Source organism: Nocardia colli (assembly GCF_008704205.1).
GTDB classification, from domain to species: domain Bacteria; phylum Actinomycetota; class Actinomycetes; order Mycobacteriales; family Mycobacteriaceae; genus Nocardia; species Nocardia colli.
Genome location: NZ_VXLC01000016.1, coordinates 352,653 through 372,065, shown reverse-complemented (window position 1 = coordinate 372,065; position 19,413 = coordinate 352,653). Strand labels below are relative to the sequence as shown.

18 protein-coding genes are annotated in these 19,413 nt (G+C 68.7%); 11 read left to right on the top strand and 7 right to left on the bottom strand.

Features of this window, described 5'->3' with window-relative positions; all coding sequences use genetic code 11:
- Positions 1-129: 129 nt before the first annotated feature.
- The gene (gene map / locus F3087_RS31210; protein WP_150405642.1) at positions 130-993 is read right to left on the bottom strand and encodes a type I methionyl aminopeptidase; all 864 of its coding nucleotides are present in this window, start codon (positions 991-993) and stop codon (positions 130-132) included.
- 143 nt (positions 994-1,136) lie between these two features.
- Between map and F3087_RS31205 the strand changes: the two genes are divergently transcribed.
- The gene (locus F3087_RS31205; protein ID WP_150405641.1) at positions 1,137-2,147 is read left to right on the top strand and encodes an LLM class flavin-dependent oxidoreductase; all 1,011 of its coding nucleotides are present in this window, start codon (positions 1,137-1,139) and stop codon (positions 2,145-2,147) included.
- Positions 2,148-2,414: 267 nt separating this feature from the next.
- Here F3087_RS31205 and F3087_RS31200 read toward each other — a convergent pair whose 3' ends face one another.
- Together F3087_RS31200 and F3087_RS31195 are read right to left on the bottom strand one after the other, a co-directional pair.
- Positions 2,415-2,789: a hypothetical protein gene (locus tag F3087_RS31200; RefSeq protein WP_150405640.1), complete on the bottom strand. Its 375-nt coding sequence runs from the start codon at positions 2,787-2,789 to the stop codon at positions 2,415-2,417.
- A 191-nt stretch (positions 2,790-2,980) separates the two neighbouring features.
- Positions 2,981-3,631: a papain-like cysteine protease family protein gene (locus F3087_RS31195; RefSeq protein WP_150405639.1), complete on the bottom strand. Its 651-nt coding sequence runs from the start codon at positions 3,629-3,631 to the stop codon at positions 2,981-2,983.
- Positions 3,632-3,903: 272 nt separating this feature from the next.
- Here F3087_RS31195 and F3087_RS31190 point away from each other — a divergent pair, with 272 nt between their 5' ends.
- Positions 3,904-4,752, top strand: a complete 849-nt coding sequence (locus tag F3087_RS31190) for a C1 family peptidase (RefSeq protein WP_223885476.1) — start codon at positions 3,904-3,906, stop codon at positions 4,750-4,752.
- Between the two features lies 1 nt (position 4,753).
- Here F3087_RS31190 and F3087_RS31185 read toward each other — a convergent pair whose 3' ends face one another.
- Positions 4,754-5,482 carry a GntR family transcriptional regulator gene (locus tag F3087_RS31185; RefSeq protein ID WP_150405686.1) on the bottom strand — a complete coding sequence of 243 codons (729 nt, stop codon included), beginning with the start codon at positions 5,480-5,482 and terminating at the stop codon, positions 4,754-4,756.
- 149 nt (positions 5,483-5,631) lie between these two features.
- Here F3087_RS31185 and F3087_RS31180 point away from each other — a divergent pair, with 149 nt between their 5' ends.
- The 8 genes from F3087_RS31180 (at position 5,632) to F3087_RS31145 (ending at position 15,716) form a co-directional block, all read left to right on the top strand.
- Entirely contained in the window at positions 5,632-6,759 is a 1,128-nt protein-coding gene (locus F3087_RS31180) for a TIGR03364 family FAD-dependent oxidoreductase (RefSeq protein ID WP_150405638.1), read from the top strand.
- A gap of 9 nt (positions 6,760-6,768) precedes the next feature.
- A complete protein-coding gene (locus F3087_RS31175; protein ID WP_150405637.1) occupies positions 6,769-7,458 on the top strand; it encodes a phosphonatase-like hydrolase in 690 nt (229 codons plus the stop codon).
- Between the two features lie 84 nt (positions 7,459-7,542).
- Entirely contained in the window at positions 7,543-8,616 is a 1,074-nt protein-coding gene (locus F3087_RS31170; protein ID WP_150405636.1) for a 2-aminoethylphosphonate ABC transporter substrate-binding protein, read from the top strand.
- Between the two features lie 28 nt (positions 8,617-8,644).
- Positions 8,645-9,835: an ABC transporter ATP-binding protein gene (locus F3087_RS31165; protein WP_150405635.1), complete on the top strand. Its 1,191-nt coding sequence runs from the start codon at positions 8,645-8,647 to the stop codon at positions 9,833-9,835.
- Between the two features lie 109 nt (positions 9,836-9,944).
- On the top strand, positions 9,945-10,841 hold the full coding sequence (locus F3087_RS31160; RefSeq protein WP_150405634.1) for a 2-aminoethylphosphonate ABC transporter permease subunit: 897 nt from the start codon (positions 9,945-9,947) through the stop codon (positions 10,839-10,841).
- 4 nt (positions 10,842-10,845) lie between these two features.
- Positions 10,846-11,643, top strand: coding sequence for an ABC transporter permease (locus tag F3087_RS31155; protein WP_150405633.1), 798 nt, complete (start codon positions 10,846-10,848; stop codon positions 11,641-11,643).
- 57 nt (positions 11,644-11,700) lie between these two features.
- The gene (locus F3087_RS31150) at positions 11,701-12,297 is read left to right on the top strand and encodes a DUF4126 domain-containing protein (RefSeq protein WP_150405632.1); all 597 of its coding nucleotides are present in this window, start codon (positions 11,701-11,703) and stop codon (positions 12,295-12,297) included.
- A gap of 149 nt (positions 12,298-12,446) precedes the next feature.
- Positions 12,447-15,716, top strand: a complete 3,270-nt coding sequence (locus F3087_RS31145; protein WP_191094226.1) for a hypothetical protein — start codon at positions 12,447-12,449, stop codon at positions 15,714-15,716.
- 228 nt (positions 15,717-15,944) lie between these two features.
- Here F3087_RS31145 and F3087_RS31140 read toward each other — a convergent pair whose 3' ends face one another.
- From F3087_RS31140 to F3087_RS31130, 3 genes are all read right to left on the bottom strand, one after another.
- Complete coding sequence (locus F3087_RS31140; RefSeq protein WP_150405685.1) at positions 15,945-16,304, bottom strand: DUF4254 domain-containing protein; 360 nt, start codon at positions 16,302-16,304, stop codon at positions 15,945-15,947.
- A 516-nt stretch (positions 16,305-16,820) separates the two neighbouring features.
- A complete protein-coding gene (locus F3087_RS31135; protein WP_150405630.1) occupies positions 16,821-17,243 on the bottom strand; it encodes a ribonuclease domain-containing protein in 423 nt (140 codons plus the stop codon).
- A 71-nt stretch (positions 17,244-17,314) separates the two neighbouring features.
- Positions 17,315-17,890: a TetR/AcrR family transcriptional regulator gene (locus tag F3087_RS31130; protein WP_223885475.1), complete on the bottom strand. Its 576-nt coding sequence runs from the start codon at positions 17,888-17,890 to the stop codon at positions 17,315-17,317.
- 165 nt (positions 17,891-18,055) lie between these two features.
- Here F3087_RS31130 and F3087_RS31125 point away from each other — a divergent pair, with 165 nt between their 5' ends.
- Positions 18,056-19,306, top strand: coding sequence for an NADH:flavin oxidoreductase/NADH oxidase family protein (locus F3087_RS31125; RefSeq protein ID WP_150405629.1), 1,251 nt, complete (start codon positions 18,056-18,058; stop codon positions 19,304-19,306).
- The last annotated feature ends 107 nt before the right edge of the window (positions 19,307-19,413 follow it).

Below are 19,413 nucleotides of genomic sequence, written 5' to 3'. Positions count from 1 at the left end.
GCGTCCGACGTGGTCCCCGCGACGAGTAGCGCGCCCTTCACCACGCAGCCCAGACGCCGCACACCTCTTGATTTCCCGCACACGGATTCGCATGCGATTCGGTATGCGGGAAATCAGGGGGTGTGCGGCTCACGGGAGGGTGAGGATTTCCGCGCCGGTGTCGGTGACCACCAGGGTGTGCTCGAACTGGGCGGTCCACTTGCGGTCCTTGGTGACCACGGTCCAGCCGTCGTCCCAGATCTCGTAGTCGATGCCGCCGAGGTTGATCATCGGCTCGATGGTGAAGGTCATGCCCGGTTCGATGATCGACTCGATGGCGGGCTGGTCGTAATGCAGGATCACCAGGCCGCTGTGGAACGTCGGGCCGACGCCGTGCCCGGTGAAGTCGCGGACCACGCCGTAGCCGAATCGGTTCGCGTAGGACTCGATGACCCGCCCGATGACGTTCAGCGCCCGGCCCGGCCGGACCGCCTTGATCGCCCGCAGGGTGGCCTCTTCGGTCCGTTCGACCAGCAGCCGGACGTCCTCGTCCACGTCGCCGGCCAGGTAGGTCTTGTTCGTGTCGCCGTGCACGCCGTGGATGTAGGCGGTGACGTCGATGTTGACGATGTCGCCGTCCTCGATCACCGTCGAGTCCGGAATCCCGTGGCAGATGACCTCGTTCAGCGAGGTGCAGCAGGACTTCGGAAATCCCTTGTAGCCCAGCGTCGACGGGTACGCGCCGTGGTCGCACATGTACTCGTGCGCGATCCGGTCCAGCTCGTCGGTCGTCACGCCCGGCGCGACCGCCTTGCCCGCCTCTTCCAGCGCCTGCGCCGCGATCTTGCTCGCGATCCGCATCTTGTCGATCGTCTCCGCCGTCTGCACCCAGGGCTCGCGACCCTCGTTGACGGTCTTCTTCCACGCATACTCCGGGCGCTCGATCGTGCGCGGAACCTCGCGGGTGGGTGACTGGGTGCCGGGTACGAGCGGCTTGCGAGTGCGGACAGACATAGCGAACAGCCTAATCGGCCCCGCTCCCCCGCGCTCCAGCGCCAGACCTTCCCGCGGCCGGAGGCCTGCGTGGAATACCTACGGACCGTGGTCCGTTTAAGCTGTTGGTTGACATAGACACTACTGAAGGAAGAGGCTCGACCGTGGAATTGGGACTCACGACGTTCGCCGAGCTGTATCCGGCCGGGGACCGGCCTGCGCCGAGTGCGGCCGAGCGGTTGCGCGAGGTGGTCGAGGAAGCTGTCGCCACCGAGCAGGCCGGACTCGCCGTCTATGGCGTCGGGGAACATCATCGCAAGGATTTCGCCGCTTCCTCGCCGGCCGTTGTGCTGGCGGCGATCGCGGCGCGGACCGAGAAGATTCAGCTGACCAGTGCGGTTACCGTACTCAGCTCGGATGATCCGGTACGGGTGTACCAGGATTTCTCGACTTTGGACGGCCTGTCCAACGGTCGCGCGGAGCTGATGGCGGGGCGCGGGTCGTTCACCGAGAGCTTCCCGCTGTTCGGCTACGACCTCAGCGACTACGACGAACTCTTCGAGGAGAAGCTGGCCCTGCTGCTGCACCTGCGCGAGGACGAGCCGGTCACCTGGAACGGCAAGTTCCGCGCGCCGCTGCGCAACGCGACCGTCTACCCGCGCACCGACAACCGCCCGCTGCCGGTGTGGATCGCGGTCGGCGGCTCCCCCGAATCCGTCGTCCGCGCCGGACTTCTCGGCCTCCCGCTGGCCATCGCGATCATCGGCGGACAGCCGGCCCGGTTCAAGCCGCTGGTCGATCTGTACCACCGCGCCCTCGCCGAGGGTGGTCACGAGAAGCAGCCGGTGGCGGTGCACGCGCACGGCTACATCGCCGACACCGAGGAAGAGGCCATCGCCGACTTCTACGAGCCCTACGCCCGAGCCATGAGCGTCATCGGCCGCGAGCGCGGCTGGGGCCCGATGACCCGCGCCCAGTTCGACGGACTCCGCTCGAAGGAAGGTTCGCTGTTCGTCGGCAATCCCGACTACGTCGCGGAAAAGATCGCCGACATCCGCGACACCCTCAGCCTGGACCGGTTCATGCTGCATACCAGCGTCGGCACCCTGCCGCACGAAAAGGTGCTGCACAACATCGAATTGCTCGGCGCGAAGGTCGCACCACAGGTCGGCTGAGTGAAACTCATGGCGCCGCGCAGACATTGGCGACCCGCGCACGAAATCGTCAGCGATTTCATGCGCGGCGGGCCAATCCGTGCGCGGCGGGCCAGTCCATGCGCGCCAGGCAAACCTGTGCGCTGCGGCGCGGATGCACCCAAGGAAGCCGTGGCCGCGCACGTCGTCACGCCACGCGCGCGAAATCGCTGACGATTCCGTGCGCAGCCGGCGATACGACGCGCAGCACGTGAACCTGTGCGTGGGACGCTTGCCACGGTGGACAGGTCAGCGCGTTCGGAGCCAGGCGTGGAACTGCGCATTGTCGAATTCTTTGCCCGCTAACGCCGGGGCCGTGCCGGAGGAGATCACGGTGACATTGGTTCGCGTCCAGGCGAGCCATGTGTGGGTCGGATAGTCGAGCAGCAGCCGGGCGTCGGCCGCTCGAGGTCGGCTTGTCTCCTCCACTCCCGTTGCCATGGCCCGCGGACGATAGGGCGGCGACGGTTCCAACTGCACCGTATCGGCGGCATCGCGGCCGGCGAGAAGAACCGGCACCGCGATGTAGGACTCGATCCCGGCGTGCTCGAGCGTGGGATCACCACCGGATGACGGATCGGTCGCGTATACCGTGACCGGTGCGCCGTCTCGCCGAAGTGCCACGGCCCCAGCATCATTCGACGCATCCGACGATCGCAGGAACGATCCCGCGAGACGCTGCGCCGCCGGAGTATCGATCGCGTGGTCGATCACACTGCCGGCCGGCTCGCTCGCCCACGCCGGCGCACCTTGATCTGCACACCCGGCCAGACCGATAACCAGCAGCCCGACCGCGCAACGCAGGACCGGCCCGCTCATCGGGGTGCGATGCCGTAATCCTCGCCGAACCACGTCCAGTCCGAATTCCGGGTGTACGAGTCGATCGACTGCGTGACGCTGCGCCGCGAGGACGGCCAGGGGTCCCCGTAGGTGATGGTGCCCGCATCCACGTCGAAGCCGTAGATCACCTGTGCGTGCCCGCCACCGGCCGCCCACGCGATGCCGGTGAGGACCGGCCGATCGGCCGAGATCTCCTCTACGACCTTGGTCATCGACAAGGGCGCGCCGACGGCCGCGGTGAAACCGATCCCCCGAAAAGCCGAGGCGATCTGTTCGAGCGAGGCCTCTTCATTAGGGCAGGCGCCTTCGGCGCTCACGCCGTGTACCAGTGCGCAGTACTGATTCTGACTGATCGGCCGGTGCAGATAGGTGGCTATCGATGAGCCGTCGGCCGCCCAGCACCACTGATCCGCGCTCTGCGCCTGCTGGAGATACGGCAGGGTCTGCGCGCCGAAAACAGCGACGCGCGGTTCCGGAACCCGCGGCAGATTCGGCGTCACCGTCAACCCATAGGAATGCCCGGCCGCAGGCCGATCGGAACCCGGGTCGGCGACCGCGGATCCGTGCAGCGCCAAGGCGAGGAACATCGCGACCGGACCGCCCAACAGCTTCCATTTTCGCGCCATGCCTCATCCTTCCGAGCGGAAATACCATGGCACGCTACATATCCGCACTGTCGGCCGCAATAAGGTCGCGCCGAAATACCGGAAGAATGGGCGACTTGGGCGAATTTACTTGCGGGACACCGCCGTTAACCATGACTTAAATGAATCACGGTGACTTTTATATTGTCGCCGCCGAAATCCCGTGGAACACTCCCTGTTCAGTTCACTGATCATTCCATCCGGAAGTGATGGATCATGGGGGCTCAGCAGGAGGAACCTTGCACTATTCGCGCTTGTCCACCGCTTTCGTATCCGCCCTGGGAATCGGCCTCGCGGTGTCCGTCACCGCCCATGCCGCCCCGGACGAACCCGCTCCGCAGATCAAACACCATGCGTTCGGCCTCGACCGCGCGGCCGCGCACGACAGCCTCGGCCGGGACACCACCGTCGGTTCGGCGCTGCCGGTTCAGCTGGGCGCCATCGGCGCACCACCGGCCACATATTCGTTGCGCCAGTACGCATTACCCGCAGGCGATCAAGGTCCGGTCGGGTCTTGCGTCACCTGGGCGACCGGTTATACCGGGTACGGGGTACTGATGAACGAGCAGCAGATCGCCGGTGATCCGATGGCTCCCATGTTCATCTACGCGCAGATCGCGCAGGGCAATGATCAAGGCACCTACGCCGGCGTCGCGCTGCCGCTGGAACAACAGCAGGGAATCGACACCAAAGCCGACTACTGGCAGGGCGATTTCGACTACACCACCCAGCCCGACGCCAAGGAACGCGCGAACGCCGTCCATTACAAACTCTCCGGCGCACTGGATCTCACCAAGGGCGATATCGTCACCAACATCAAGAAGGCGATCGCCTCCGGCCTGCCGGTCCCCTTCGGCTTCGACGCCAGGGAAAGCTTCGAAAACCTCGACAGCACCAACAACAACTACAACCCGTCACCCCGCGAGAAAATCCTCGGCGGCCACGAGGTCACCATCGTCGCCTACGACGCGAAAGGCGTGACGGTCGAGAATTCCTGGGGCCCGAACTGGGGCAAAAACGGCTTCTTCACCGCCCCTTGGTCCTTCATCACCAGCGCTGACGTGAACGAAATCCACTCGATGGGCCGCCTGCTTCCGGCCTGAGTTATTTGGTGAGGTGGGCTTCGAAGGCGATCCGGTCGCCGCGGTAGAGGCCGCGGACACGTTCGATCGGGTCGCCGTCGGCGTCCAGGCTGCGGCGGTGCAGGAGCAGAAGCGGTAGGGCCGTGGTGCATTCGAGGAGGGCGGCCTCGCGCGGGGAGGCGAGGACCGTTTCGATGCGCTCGGTGGCGCGGCCGAAGATGACGCCGGAGCCGCGCACCGCGGCGTATAGCGACGTGGTGGGGTCGTAGGTGGTGCGCAGGTTCGCGAAACGGTGCAGCGGGAGGAAGGTACTCTCCAGGCCGATGCGTTCGCCGTCGGCGAGTAGCACTCGTTCGAGGTGCATCACCGAAGTGCCCACGGGGACAGCGAGATCGCGCGCCGTGTCGGCGTCGGCTGGGACGTCGTCCCAGCTGACCAGCAGGCGGCCGGGGACGCGGCCGTAACTGATCGCGCCCTCGGTGTAGGAGCGAAGCGACAAGGGCTGCACCATCTTCGGGCGCGAGACCACGGTGCCGCGGCCCTGGCGGCGAATTCGGCCTTCCACCAGCAGGTCTCGCAGCGCCTGCCGGACGGTCTCACGCGCCACCTCGAAGCGGACCGCCAGATCGCGTTCCGACGGCACCGGATCGCCCTCGGCCAGATCGTCGAGGATCGCCTCCAGCTCGGTGCGCACGCGATACGACTTCGGCAGCCGGTCGGGCAGCGCGAATTCGGCTCGCCCGCCGGGCATCTCGTCGGGCGCCACCACGGCGCCGACCCCGTCCACCTCCGTTGCTTCCATGTGGCACAGCATACCCACAATTGGTCTATACCAATTGTTAACCTGGCGTTTGCGCAGGAAACACCCGTTGGTCTAGACCAATGTGCACCATAGGTCCCATGCGATTGGTCATCATCGGAGGTGGAATCCTCGGCACCGCCCACGCCCTGGCCGCGGTCCGCCGCGGTCACGAGGTCGTGCAGTTGGAGCGGGAGACCGAGGCCCGCGGCGCCACGGTACGCAACTTCGGCCTGGTGTGGGTCTCCGGGCGCTCGGCCGCCGAACTGGAGCTGACGCTGCGCTCGCGGGAGCTGTGGGAGGAGATCGGCGGCCAGGTCCCCGGCGTCGGATTCCGCGCGGCCGGGTCGATCACGCTGGTCCGCACCCCCGTCGAGCTGGCCGTCGCCGAGGCCGCAGCGGCCGGCCCGTCGGCCGAAGCCCGCGGGTTCGAGTTGCTCGAACCCGACCAGGTGCGTGCGCTCAACCCCGCGCTGCGCGGGAAATTCTTTGCCGGACTGCACTGTTCGACGGACGCCGCGGTCGAGTCGCGGCAGGCGCTGCCCGCGTTGCGCGCCTACCTGGCGGCCACCGGTCGCTACACCTTCCACGCAGGCACCGAGGCCAGGTCGGTCACCGACACCGCCGCGGGCGCGACCGTGCTGGACGACCAGGGCCGCCGCTTCGACGCCGACCTGGTGCTGGCTTGCCCCGGCGCGGCGCACGGCGGCCTGACCCGTGAGCTGGTCGACCACCTCCCGGTCCACCGGGTCCGGTTGCAGATGATGCAGACCGCCCCGCTCGGCGAACCGCTCACCACCGCCATCGCCGACGGCGACAGTTTCCGCTACTACCCCGGCTTCGCGGGTGAGCAGGTGGACACGCTGAATCGTGAACAGTCCCAATCGGCTACCGCCGCCGAGCACAAGATGCAGCTGCTCTGCGTGCAGCGCCTGCACGGCGGTCTCACCATCGGCGACACCCACGAATACGACGAGCCGTTCGCGTTCGACGTGGACGAGGCCCCCTACGAACACCTCACCGCGGTGACCGAGGAACTGCTCGGACGCAAACTGCCGCAGGTGGTTCGGCGCTGGGCCGGCGTGTACAGCCAGAGCCTCGACCCGACCGCGATCGTCACCCGCGCGCCGGCGGGCGAGCACACGTGGGTGATCACCGGCCCCGGCGGCCGCGGCATGACCCTTGGCCCCGCGCTCGGCGAGGAAACCGCCGACCTGCTGAACCTTTAAGGAATCACGTTGTCGAACAACATCATTCAACTCGCCGTGCTCGACATGGCGGGCACCACCGTGGCCGACGGCGGCCTGGTTCTGCGCGCCTTCGACGTCGCCGCGACGGCGGCCGGCATCGAAGCCGAAGGGCCGCAACGCGAACAGGCCCGCAAGTACGTGCTCGACACGATGGGCCAGTCCAAGATCGCCGTCTTCCGCGCGCTGCTCGACGACGAAGACCGCGCCCAGGCAGCCAACGCGGCCTTCGAGCGCGCCTACGAGGCGCTGATCGACGAGGTCGACATCACCCCGATTCCCGGTGCCGCCGAGGCCATCGGCAAGCTGCGCGGCGCGGGCGTCAAGGTCGCACTCACCACCGGCTTCAGCCGGAGCACCCAGGACCGCCTGCTGAACGCGCTGGACTGGAAGGACATCGCCGACCTCACCCTGGCCCCGTCCGACGCCGGGCGCGGCCGCCCCTACCCCGACCTGGTCCTCACCGCGCTGCTGCGGCTGCACGCCGACGCCGTGGATCGCGTTGCGGTGCTGGGCGATACGACCAGCGACGTCGCCACCGGCCTGGCCGCGGGCGCCCGGATCGTCGCGGGCACGCTCACCGGCGCGCACGACGAGGCGCAGCTGCGCGCGGCGGGCGCCACCCATGTGGTGCCGTCGGTGGTCGAGTTCGCCGAAGTGGTTCTCGCCGAGCACAACTGACCCCCGTCGGCGGCTGGGTGCCGCCGGCGGTCCATCCACTCCTTCGACTCCGACACTCCTCACGAACCGAAAGTTGTAGTCATCGTGCGTACTTCGTACAAGCCGGTCAAGCTGGCACGCACCCTCGCCCGCACCACTCTGCTCGTCGCCACCGCGACCGCCGTCGCGGCCACGGCGGCCTGCGGCGGCACCGGTACCGAGAGCGCCAGCGGCAAGACCGTCACGGTCTACTCCGCCGACGGCGTCGGCCCCTGGTACCAGACCCAGTTCGCGGCGTTCCAGAAGGAGACCGGGATCGCGGTCAACCTGGTCGAGGCGGGCTCCGGCGAGGTCGTCAACCGGGTCGACAAGGAGCAGGCCAACCCGCAGGCCGACGTGGTCGTCACGCTGCCGCCGTTCATCCAGAAGGCGAAAGCCAGTGGGCTGCTCCAGGACAGCGGCGTCGACACCAGCGCGGTACCGGCGGCCGACAAGGACCCCGAGGGCAAGTTCGTCACGCTGGCCAACAACTACCTGTGCTTCATCGCCAACCCGTCGGTGGACGCCTCCGCGCTCAAGTGGGACGACCTGCTGAAGCCGGAATTCAAAGGCAAGCTGCAGTATTCGACCCCCGGCCAGGCCGGCGACGGCACCGCCGTGCTGATCCTGCTGCAGAAGCTGCTCGGCAAGCAGGGCGCGCTGGACTACCTGAACAAGTTGCAGGCCAACAATGTCGGGCCGTCCTCGTCCACCGGCAAGCTGCAGGCCAAGGTGGACAAGGGCGAGCTGACCGTCGCCAACGGTGACGTGCAGATGAACCTGACCACCATCAAGGACAAGGGCTCGAAGTTCAACGTCTTCTTCCCGGCCACCGCCGACGGCAAGAAGTCGACCGTCGCGGTCCCCTACGTGATGGGCCTGGCCAAGGGCGCGCCGCACAAGCCGGAGGCGACCAAGCTGATGACCTTCCTGCTCTCCGCCGAGGCGCAGAAGACGCTGGGCCCGGACGCTTTCGCGGTGCCGGCCCGCGCGGAACTGCGCGACGCCCCGGCCACCGGATCGGGCCCGTCGCCGAGCGCGGCGCTCAAGGGTGTCGAGCTGCTGCCGGTCGATTGGAACAAGGTGCTCACCGACCTGGACGGCGACCTGGCCGCCTACCAGAAGGCCACCGGTAGCTGAAACGCCGTCCACCACTAAGGGAGTCGACATGTCCACCGGTGACGCGCTCACGAAGTCATCCACCACTGCCCCGCCCCGAACCCCCGCCACCGAACCGGCGATCGTGTTCGACCGGGTCGGCGTCAGCTACCGCAGCGGCCGCAAAACCACTGTCGCGCTGGCCGATTTCACGCTGCGCGTCGCCGCGGGCGAGACCGTCGCCCTGCTCGGACCGAGCGGCTCCGGCAAGTCGACCGCGCTCAAGGCCCTGGCCGGCTTCGTCCGGCCGACCTCGGGCGCGGTCCGGCTGGCCGGGCGCGACGTCACCGACCTGTCCCCCGCCAAGCGCGGGATCGGCGTGGTCGTGCAGTCCTACGCGCTCTTCCCGCACATGAGCGTGCACGGCAATGTCGCCTTCGGGCTGAAGTCACATCGGGTGCCGCGCAACGAGATCGGCGCCCGGGTGACCGAGGCGCTGGCAATGGTCGGCATGGGCGCGTATGCCAAGCGGCTGCCGCGCGAGCTGTCCGGCGGTCAGCAGCAGCGGGTGGCGATCGCCAGGGCGCTGGCGATCCGGCCCAAGGTGCTGCTGCTCGACGAGCCGCTCGCCGCGCTGGACGCGCAGTTGCGTCAGTCCATGCTCGGTGAGTTGCAGGAGTTGCGAAAGGCGTTGCCGGACACGGCGATGCTGTACGTGACACACGATCAGTCCGAGGCGCTCGCGCTGGCCGACCGGATCGCGGTCATGTGTGACGCGCACCTGGTCGATATCGACACCGCGGAGAACCTGTGGCGGCGACCGCCCAGCGACTTCACCGCGGCGTTCTTGGGCGGGGCGAACCTGCTGCCCTGCACGGTGAATCGCCTGTCGGGCGGCTCGGCGCTGGTCACCGTCGGCACCCAAACCCTCCGCGCCGAGGCACCCACCCCCGGTGTCGGCCAGGAGAATTGGGTTCTCGACTCCCCCGCGCTGCTGTGCGTACGTCCGCACACCGTGCGGATCGGCGCGACCTCCGAGCGAGACGCATTGCGCGGCACGGTGATCTCCGCCGTCTGGCGCGGTGCGTCCACCCGGCTCACCGTGGCAGTCGACGGCTTGGCCGACGAAGTCACGGCCGACGTCCCCGGCCAGGTCGACACCGCCATCGGCGCCGTGGTCGGCGTCCGCTTCCCCGACCCCGCCGGCGTCCTCATCCCCCGCGCGGTCGGCCGCACCACCCCCATCGAGGTCCCGCAATGACGCGCAACGAAGATTCGCGCACACCTGCTGATTTCCCGCATACGCAATCGCATGCGATTCGGTGTGCGGGAAATCAAGGGGTGTGCGGCGAGCTGGAGGGTGGCCGGGGATGAGCGCGCCTGCGGTGCTCGAGCCGATTGCGGCGGCCGAGCCGTCGAGCCGGCCTGGGCGGCAACGTAACTGGAAGCCGGTGGTGTGGAGTCTGCCGCCGATGCTGGTGGTCTTGTTCATCGCCGTGTATCCGATCATCCGGGTGCTCGCGGAGTCCACGGTGACCCCGGCCGGCCGCGGGACCTCGGTCTGGTCGCAGGTACTGGGGTCGGAGTCGTTCCGGGATGCGTTGTGGCGCACCGTGTTCATCGCGGTCAGCTCGGTCGCGGGTTGTCTGGTGCTCGGCACGTTCCTGGCGATCGTGCTGGCGTTCGTGCCGTTTCCCGGATCGCAGGTGGTCGGCCGGCTCATCGATACCGTGCTGACGCTGCCGTCGTTCCTCATCACGCTGGCCTTCACGTTCCTCTACGGAACGGCAGGTGCGGTGAACGCGCTGATCTCCCGCATCACCGGGAACAACGAACCGGTCCTGAACTTCCTGAGTACTCCGCTGGGCGTAATCCTCGCCGAGATCACCTTTTTCACGCCGTTCGTCGTGCGCCCGCTTCTCGCCGCGTTCGCCCAACTCCCGCGCGAACAACTCGACGTGGCAGCCAGTCTCGGCGCCTCGCCGTGGCGAGTACTGCGCCAGGTCGTGCTCCCCGAGGCATGGCCCGCGCTCGCGGCCGGCGGCAGCCTCGTATTGCTGTTGACGCTCAACGAGTTCGGCATCGTCCTGTTCACCGGCGCCAAGGGCGTGATCACGCTGCCCGCGCTGATCTACACCCGGGGCATCGTCACCTTCGACCTGCCCGGCGCCGCGGTGCTCGCCTCGGTGCAGGTGCTGCTCTCGCTCACGCTGTACATCGGGTACCGGCTGATCTTCGCCCGGTTCACCGCCCGGAAGGAGAACTGACGCGATGCTGATGTGGACCAAGCGCGGCCGGGGCCTGGTGCTCGCCGCCTTCGCGCTCGTCGTGTTCGTGGTGTTCGTCGCGCCGATCGCCACCGTCATCGCGGCCGCGTTCGCCGGTCACTGGACCGGCCCGCTGCCCTCCGACCTGGGCTTCGCCAGCTTCGACCGCGCGCTGTCCGGTGAGCAGGCGGCCAGTCTGTCGGTGAGCCTCCAAACCGCGTTGCTGGCCGGCGCCGTCTCGCTGATCCTCGGCACCTGGGCGGCACTGGCCGCTCGGGAGGCGCCCGGCTGGTGGCGGCGCTGCACCGACGCGGTGTTCCATCTGCCGGTCGCGGTCCCGTCGGTGGCCATCGGCCTCGGCGTGCTGATCGCGTTCAACGAGCGGCCGGTGCTGCTCGGCGGCACCAAATGGATTGTCATCCTTGCGCATTCGGTGCTCGTGCTGGCCTACGCGTTCAGCGCGGTCGCGGCCGCGCTCGACCGCCTCGATCCCGGCTACCGCGAGGCCGCCGAATCGCTCGGCGCGAGCCCGGTCCGCGTTCTCTGCCAGGTCACGCTGCCGCTGCTGCTGCCCGCGCTCGGCGCGGCCGCCGGTCTCGCCGTTGCCCTGTCCATGGGCGAGCTCGGCGCGACCATCATGGTCTATCCGGCCACCTGGAAGACGCTGCCGGTCGGCATCTTCGCCCAGACCGACCGCGGCGAGGTCTTCGACGCCGCCGCGAGCACCACCCTGCTGGTCCTGGTCACTCTCGTCGCGCTGATCCTGCTGGGTCGCCTGCGCAGCCGCGCCGCCCTGCGCTGACCCCGCGTGTTCTCGACGGTCGAGGCGGGCGCTCCCGTCTCGACCTAGGATGACTTCGTGTCAGCACTTCCCCTCATCTTCACCGCGGGCTGGGCGAGCGGCGTCAACGCCTACGCCGTGGTGCTGCTGCTCGGCCTGTTCGGCCGCACCGGCCTGTCCGACTCGGTGCCCGACGCCCTGCAACGCACCGACGTGCTGATCGCCGCCGCGGTGCTGTTCCTGATCGAGGCGGTCGCGGACAAGATTCCGTACCTCGATTCGTTCTGGGACGCGCTGCACACCGTGGTCCGCCCCGCCGCGGGCGCGGTCGTCGCGGCATTGCTTGCGGGACAAGACGGTTCGCTGCCCGAGCTGGCGGCGGGCGCGGTCGGCGGCGCGAGCGCGCTGGCCAGCCACCTGGTCAAGGCGGGCACCCGGATGGCGATCAACACCTCGCCGGAACCGGTGACCAACATCGTGACCAGCACCGCCGAGGACGTCTCGGTCGCGGGCATCGTCACCCTGGCCATCTTCCACCCGCTGCTCGCGGCCATCGTCGCGGGCGTGCTGCTGGTGACCGGGTTGATCCTGGTGTCCTTCCTCGCCACCCGCATCCGCCGCTATCTGCGCCGCCGCAGACAGCGCCGGGAGGCCCGCGCCGCCGCCGCGACCTGAGCGCGGCGGGTCGAATGCGGGCCGCGGATTCGATCTCGGTCCGGCGAAACCCGGTGTGCGCGACATATCCTCACAACGACCACGGGGGATTCCTCCGCTTCAGAGGGAAGGTTGGCGGTCGAACAATGGCATCACCGGCGACGAAGCTAGTGAAGGACATCGAGCCGTTGTCCGCGCCGCAGCGGCGCCGGGCCATCGCGACGGTCGCGTTGCGGTTGGCCGGCACGGGCGAGCTCACCGCGCTGCTGACCGATCTGGCCGGGCGCGGGCGCTACGAGCGGGTCCTCTCGATTCATCTGGCCGCGATCGCCGCCGACCGCGATCACCTTGTCGGCCAACTGGATTCGGCCGGACAGGAGTTCGTCTCGCGGGCGGTCGTCGCGCTGGTCCGGCTCGGGGTCGAGCCACGGTTGCTGGTCGAGCGGTTGCCACGGATGGCGCACCGGACGCGACGCGTGCTCTATCGCGCGGTCGGCCGGCGCGCGCACGACCCGGGTCTGGCCGACGCCCTGCTGCCCGAGGTGCGCCGGCTGTTCGGCGATGCCGAGGCGGCGCGCATCCTCCCGTATTGCTCGACCCGGCTGGTCACCGAGTACCTGCCCGAGTTCGCCTACGCGGCACCGAACTGGCAAACGTTGGCCCGCAGGCACACCGAGGCCGTACTCGACTATCTGACCGACCTCGCGACGCAGGCGGGCGAGTCGGACTGGCCCGAGCTGTGGCCGCGCATCGCCACCGGCTCGAGTACTTTCGCGATCCACGACCCGGACCGGCTGCTCGCGCTCGCCGCGCAGGCGGTAACGCACCAGCAGATCTACGGTCTGGGCGCGATCGCGGGCAGATTGGCTCGCCACGATCCCGAGGCCGTCGTCGAGCTGATCCTGCATCCGAGCGGCCGGGGCAACTGCCTGGCGGGGCGCGCGGTGTTCACCGCGTTGCGCGAGCTACCCGACGATCGATTGATCGCCGTCTGCGCCGCGTATTCCAGCTATCACCGGCGGCAATTCCTGCATTCGCTGCCGCCGAGCCGACGCACCGAACTGGTGCGGCAGGTGTTCATCCGCCCCGGCGTCGACGCCGCACTGGTCGATCTCGATGCGCTCGACAGCCTGCCCCGGCACGACCGAGCGACGCTTGCCCGCGAATTGCTCTCGCGCCAAGGCGGATCCGCTGACCGGCGGATTCGGGAGCGGCTGATCGCCCGGCTCTCCTGGGAGGAGGCCGAACCCGTCCTGCACGAAAGCATCCGCCGGCCGACCGCCGACGAGCGGGTGGAGGCGTATCCGCTGCTGGTGGTCGCGGCGGTCGGCAGCCGCGATCCCGACGTGGTCGGCACGCTGCTCGAATCGCTGCGGCGGCTGCGCAACGAGCAGGACCCGGTGCGGCGCACCGCTTTACAGGCGGTCACCGAGATCCCGCCGACCCTGCTGCGTCCCGCGCACCTGCCCGCGCTGGAAATCCTGGCGACCGACGCGCTGCAAGCCCGCGATCGATCGAGCATGACCACCGGCGCGATCGGCACACTGGCGCGCACCCTGCTGGTGCACGGCGCTCGCATCGACGATCCGGCCTGCACGGAGTCGGCGCTGCGGCTGATCGAAAGCCTTGCGGCGCAGGCCAGCTCGATCCCGCTGCGCGACGTGGACCGCAATCTCCCCCGCGGCGCGGAACATCGACTGTTCGCGGCACTGCACCGGCGACTGGACAGCGACGCGATCCGTGACGAGTGGACGCTGACCCTCGCCCTGGCCAACGGCCTGAACAAGCGCGCGTGGAAGGTCGGCGCCTTGCAGCAGTTGCTGCTGCGGGCCTGCGGCGCGCGCAACGATTCCGTGATCCACACCGCGGTGGACCTGGTGCTGGCCAACCCGATCACCCGCGACGAGCACCTGGCCGTCCTGCTGAACCGGGACCGCTCGATGATCTCGCTAACCCGGGTGCAGCACGTGATCGCCACGCGCCGAACGGATCTGCTCGACCTGGTGCTCAACGGGGCCACCCCCGGCCGGTTCATCGCGCCGAAAGTGCGTCTGGTGCCGGAGTTCTCGGCGGGCTTCGACGGGTGGACGCCGCGCCAGATCGAGCTGTACGCGCGGGCGCTCACCGGACTGATCCGGTCGAAGGACTCCTCGCTGTGGGAAAAGACCTGGGCGGTGCGGCGATTGGGTCGCCTGCCGGGCAGCTTCGCGCGCCTGGTCGGCTATACCGATCATGCCGAACTCACAGTGGCCGAGGCGGCGCTCACCGCGCTCGGGCGCAGTGCCGACGCCGAGGCCGCGATCGGCGTGCTCGGACGCTACGTGGATTCGGATCGGGCGCGAGTCGCGGTGAGCGGCATCGCTTCCCGCGCCCGGAGCATCGCGCCGGATCGGCTCGCGGGCGCGCTCACCCCGCTGCTGGATTCGCCGAAGATCACCTCGCTGAAGGAGGGGGTGCGGCTGCTCGCCGCGCTGCATGTGCCGCAGGCGCTGGCCACCATCCGGGCGATCTGGGACCGGCCGAATCAGCATCGCGACGTCAAACGCGCGGTCGTCTTCGCCTGTCGCTGGCTGCTCGACCACGACGAGGCATGGCAGATTCTCGCCGACGCGACCCAGGACCCGGCGGTGGCCGGTGAGGCGCTGAATCTCGCGCCCGCGCTGCTGGCGATTCCGCAGCGTCGCCGGATGGCCGAGCTGGTGCGGGAGATGGCCGGCGGCACCGACGTCCAGCTGGCCACCGAGGCGATGCGGGTGCTCAGCGCCTGGCAGCGCTGGGCGCCCGCGGACACCGGCGACATGCTGGTGCGCCGGCTCGCCGATCTCGGCGAGGCCGGGCTGTGGCGGCAGGCCGCGCGGGTGCTGGTCGGCGGCGCCTTCCGCGCGGAGGTGCCGGCCGCGGTGGATCGGCTGCTGGCCGCCGAGGACGTCGTTCTTCCCGGTCGTGACCTACCAGCCCGGCAACGGCTTTCGACGCTGCTCGAAAGTCTCGAGCAGGCGGCCGCGCGGTCGGAGGCGGCGCGGGCGACGGCGGTCGCGGTGGCCGAGCGGCTCTCCGGCGAGACGCAGTGGCGGCGATTTGCCATCGATCTGCTGCTCGCCCAGATCCGTTGGGCCGATACGGCATCGAGCGTGCGGGCGATCCAGCAGGCGTGCGGGCTGGCCCGGGGCGCGATGGTGGTGTACCCCGCTGAGCAGTTGCGGACGCGGCTGGCGCGGACCGGGCAGATGGTCGATGCCGACACCATGACGACGGTCGCACGAGATCTGTCCACGGACGTCGACAGTGCGACCGCGTTGGCCGCGCTGGCGTTGATCGCGCAGTGCGGCAATCACTTCGGCTGGACGCCGACCTGGGTGGAACTACTCGCCAGAATGCGTACGCACGGACAGAGCAACGTGCGCGTGATGGCGCACGAAATCTTCACCGTCGCGGAATGAGGTGCGGCACCGGACGCGGTGCGGTGAATTTCTCAGCGGGCGTGCCGCGCCAGTCGACCACGCGGCACGCCGGGCGGGGCGCCCCGTTGCGCCCGCCGTCACTGGGCAGGCGACGTATCGTCCATAGGGGGTCACTGGTCGGATGACACCCCTGGGACATCGCCCTCGAGCAAGCGACGCTGTCGGGGCAGTGTCACTATCGCGGGATATTCCGTCGATCGGAAATGATCACTGCTCTGGCAAACGGCGGCGGCCACCGGCCACGTCGGTTACCAAATCAGTGTACCCATCGACAAGTTCTGCCAGGTGGTACCAATGTTTATGGGTATTGTCGCTGCGCGCGCCCTCGACGTCAATGACCTGATTCGCGTCCACCCAACTGCGCGCCATCCGGTCCACCACCGCCCCAAGGCTTTCCGTGTGCAGCGAGGCGCCGTTGCGATGCTGCGGAATCTCCTTGCCGATCCAATCGTTGATGTCGTCGACGAGTTCACTTCGGCGACAGTCGATTTCGACGATCAGCGCGGAATCGCGCACCTGCTGCCTACGCGCGTGCAGCTCGGCGAGGGCATGGGCGGAGCGCAGCATTTCGCGATCTTGAAAACGGCGTCCCTGGAATGCACACAACAATTGCGGAGCTGTCGGCAGTACCCCCACTGTCGGCGCACTCATATCTGCACCCCGAGTTCGCCCGACACCAACGCGCTTTGTACCAACATAATTGGCTCTCGATTCGGTTATCCCGGTCATCGGATCGGTTGTTCACAACTAGGCTAGCTGGATCATGCACTTACTGATGCAAGAACGCAAGAGTGCGTCTGCATTGCTGCATCTCCTCTGTAAACGTCGCTTCGGACACCCGGTTCCGTAGCCGGACAACCGCTTCAACAGCGCACGAGCGGCAGCGTCGCCGATGACCTCGGGCGATGCGCGAGTCGACTTCCCCTGCCGGAATCAGACTTGGGAACAGTGTGTCTCGATGGCGGATCCGCCTGCGCCGGAAAGGATGCCGGACGGTTGCTCATCACCACCATAGACCACGATATCCGCCGTAATACGTGTCAAGGCCGGTTGCGAACCGCGCCCGAGTCCGATTGCTCCCGGTCAGCGCATGCGGGTGAAGGTGGCGTAGTGATCGCCGGTGTACCAGGCGGACTTGTCGTTTCCGGTGACGATGCGCTCGGCATCGCGGCTCTGGCCCGGCTTCTTGATATTGACGTCCCACTCCTGATACGCGATCCGGCGTCCCGCCGAATCCGTGCCGGGCAGCGTCCCCTCCCGATTCGACCAGGTCCCACCGCCTTTGGTGCCGGACCCGTCGTTCGGCGGCCAGGTGCCCGCGTCGATCCGGGCGAGGGTGTCCCAGGCGCGTTGCGGGATCGCGGCGCTGACCAGCGTGACCGAGTCCGCGGCCACCGGGCGCGGCGACTGCTCCCCCGTCGACAGTCCGAAGACCAGCGCCAAGGCCGCCACCAGCACGGCGAGAATGTGCACGAACCGCTTCGAGGTCGAGCCCGCCCCAGTCATACCGCGTGAACCTACGTGCCCAAGTCGAACTCCAGGTTTCGGCAGGTTTCCGATCCGGAAAACGTTGGCGACTACCCGCGTTCGGACATCCGGCAGCGCAGCAGGTAGTCGAGTTGCTCCGCGGCCCGGTCGAGCGGGGTGACCGAGCGGGTGGCGATGGACATGACGACGGCGCCTTCGATCGCGGCCACCACCGTCGTCGCCATTGATCGCGCCACCTCCGCCGTGAGCCCCTCGGCGGTCAACTGCTCGGCGATCAGGACTTCCCATTCGGCGAACGCCTCGGCGGCGATAGCCGGCGCCGCGGGCACCTCCGAGCCGGACAGCGCGGCCGCGACCACCGGGCACCCCGCGGTGAAGTCGGCGGCCACCAGCGTGTCCTTCCACATCCGGACGAAGCTCGCGAGCCGCGTCGCCGAACTGCCGTCCTCCTCGGTGGCGGTGATGGCCCCGGCCATCACCTGGCCGGCCGTCCGGGTCGCCTCCTCGATCAGCTGCTGTTTGCCGCGCGGGAAGTTCTGGTAGATCGACCGGCGGGCGGTATTGCTGTGCGCGAGCAGCTCGGTCATGCCGGTGCCCGCGACGCCATTGCGCCGGATCAGGTCGATCGCACCCATGATGAGCCGTTCACGGGGCCGCATCGTCATAGTCGCAGCTTACCCATCTCCTTCTTGCGATAGACCGATCATTCTACTACCGTGAGAGCACGCGTGACCCGCCGTAACGGTAATGCGCTGCCGATCAGGCCGTGGCCGGCCCGGATCCGCGCGGTCGCCGATCTCGAACACAGTGCGCGACAGAAGGACTCACCGATGACAACGCTCGCCGATCCACTCCCGCTGCCGTGCGGCCAGGTCCTGTCGAACCGGCTGATGAAGTCGGCCTTGAGCGAAGGCCTCGGCAACCCGGTGAACGCGCCTGACCAGCGGCTGACCCGGCTCTACACGCGCTGGGGCGCGGGCGGTTACGGCCTGGTCGTCACCGGGAACGTGATGGTCGACCGCGGCCACCTCGGGGAGCCCGGCAATGTCGTGGTCGACGACGAGCGCGACCTCGACGCGCTGACCGCATGGGCCAAGGCCACCCACGACGGCGGTGCGCCGATCTGGATGCAGATCAATCACCCCGGCCGGCAGGCCAATCCGCTGGCCACCCGGACCCGGCCGGTCGCGCCCTCGGCGATCGCGCCGAAGATCCCCGGCATGCCGACCCCGCGGGCGCTCACCGACGCCGAGATCGAGGCCGTCATCGACCGCTACGCGGCCACCGCGCGGATCGCCGAGATCGCCGGATTCGACGGCGTGCAGATCCACGGCGCGCACGGATACCTGGTGTCGCAATTCCTTTCACCGCTGGCCAATCAGCGCACCGATCGCTGGGGCGGCACTCCCGAGCGGCGCATGCGCTTCGCCGTGGAGGTGGTCCGGCGGATTCGCGACGCGGTCGCCCCGCGCTTCGCCGTCGCGATCAAGCTCAACTCCGCCGACTTCCAGCGCGGCGGATTCACCGAGGACGAGTCCCGCGGGGTCGTCGAGCGGCTCTCCACCGAGGGCCTCGATCTGATCGAAATCAGCGGCGGCAGCTACGAATCGCCCGCCATGATGGGCCGCAAGGACGCACCGGCGGCGAGCACTCTCGCCCGCGAGGCCTACTTCCTCGACTACGCGCGCACCGTCCGTGCCGCGGCCGGCGACCTGCCCCTAGCCGTCACCGGCGGCTTCCGGTCCCGCACCGCGATGGCCGAGGCGGTCGGCTCCGGCGACTGCGACGTAATCGGCATCGGCCGCCCGACCTGTCTCACCCCGGACGCCGCCGATGCGGTGCTCACCGGCCGCGACGAACGCCTCCGCAGCGCGGGCATCGCCATGGGTCTGCGCGGCCCACTGTCCGCTGTCACCAGCCTCCGCTCGCTGGACGGCGCCCTCGACCTGCAATGGCATACCGACCAGCTGCACCGCCTCGGCGCGGGGGCGGATCCCGACCCCACCCGCCCGTGGTGGAAGACCACCGTGTCCATGCTCGGCCGCAACGGCCTCGACGCCTTCCGGCACAAGCGCGGCTGACCGGGTTCGGGAATCTGCCAGTTCGGAACCGGAAACCTTGGACCTCACCAGGATAGGAAGCGGTACTCTTTCGTCCTACGAACGGCGCCTTCGCCGCAGGCGGGACC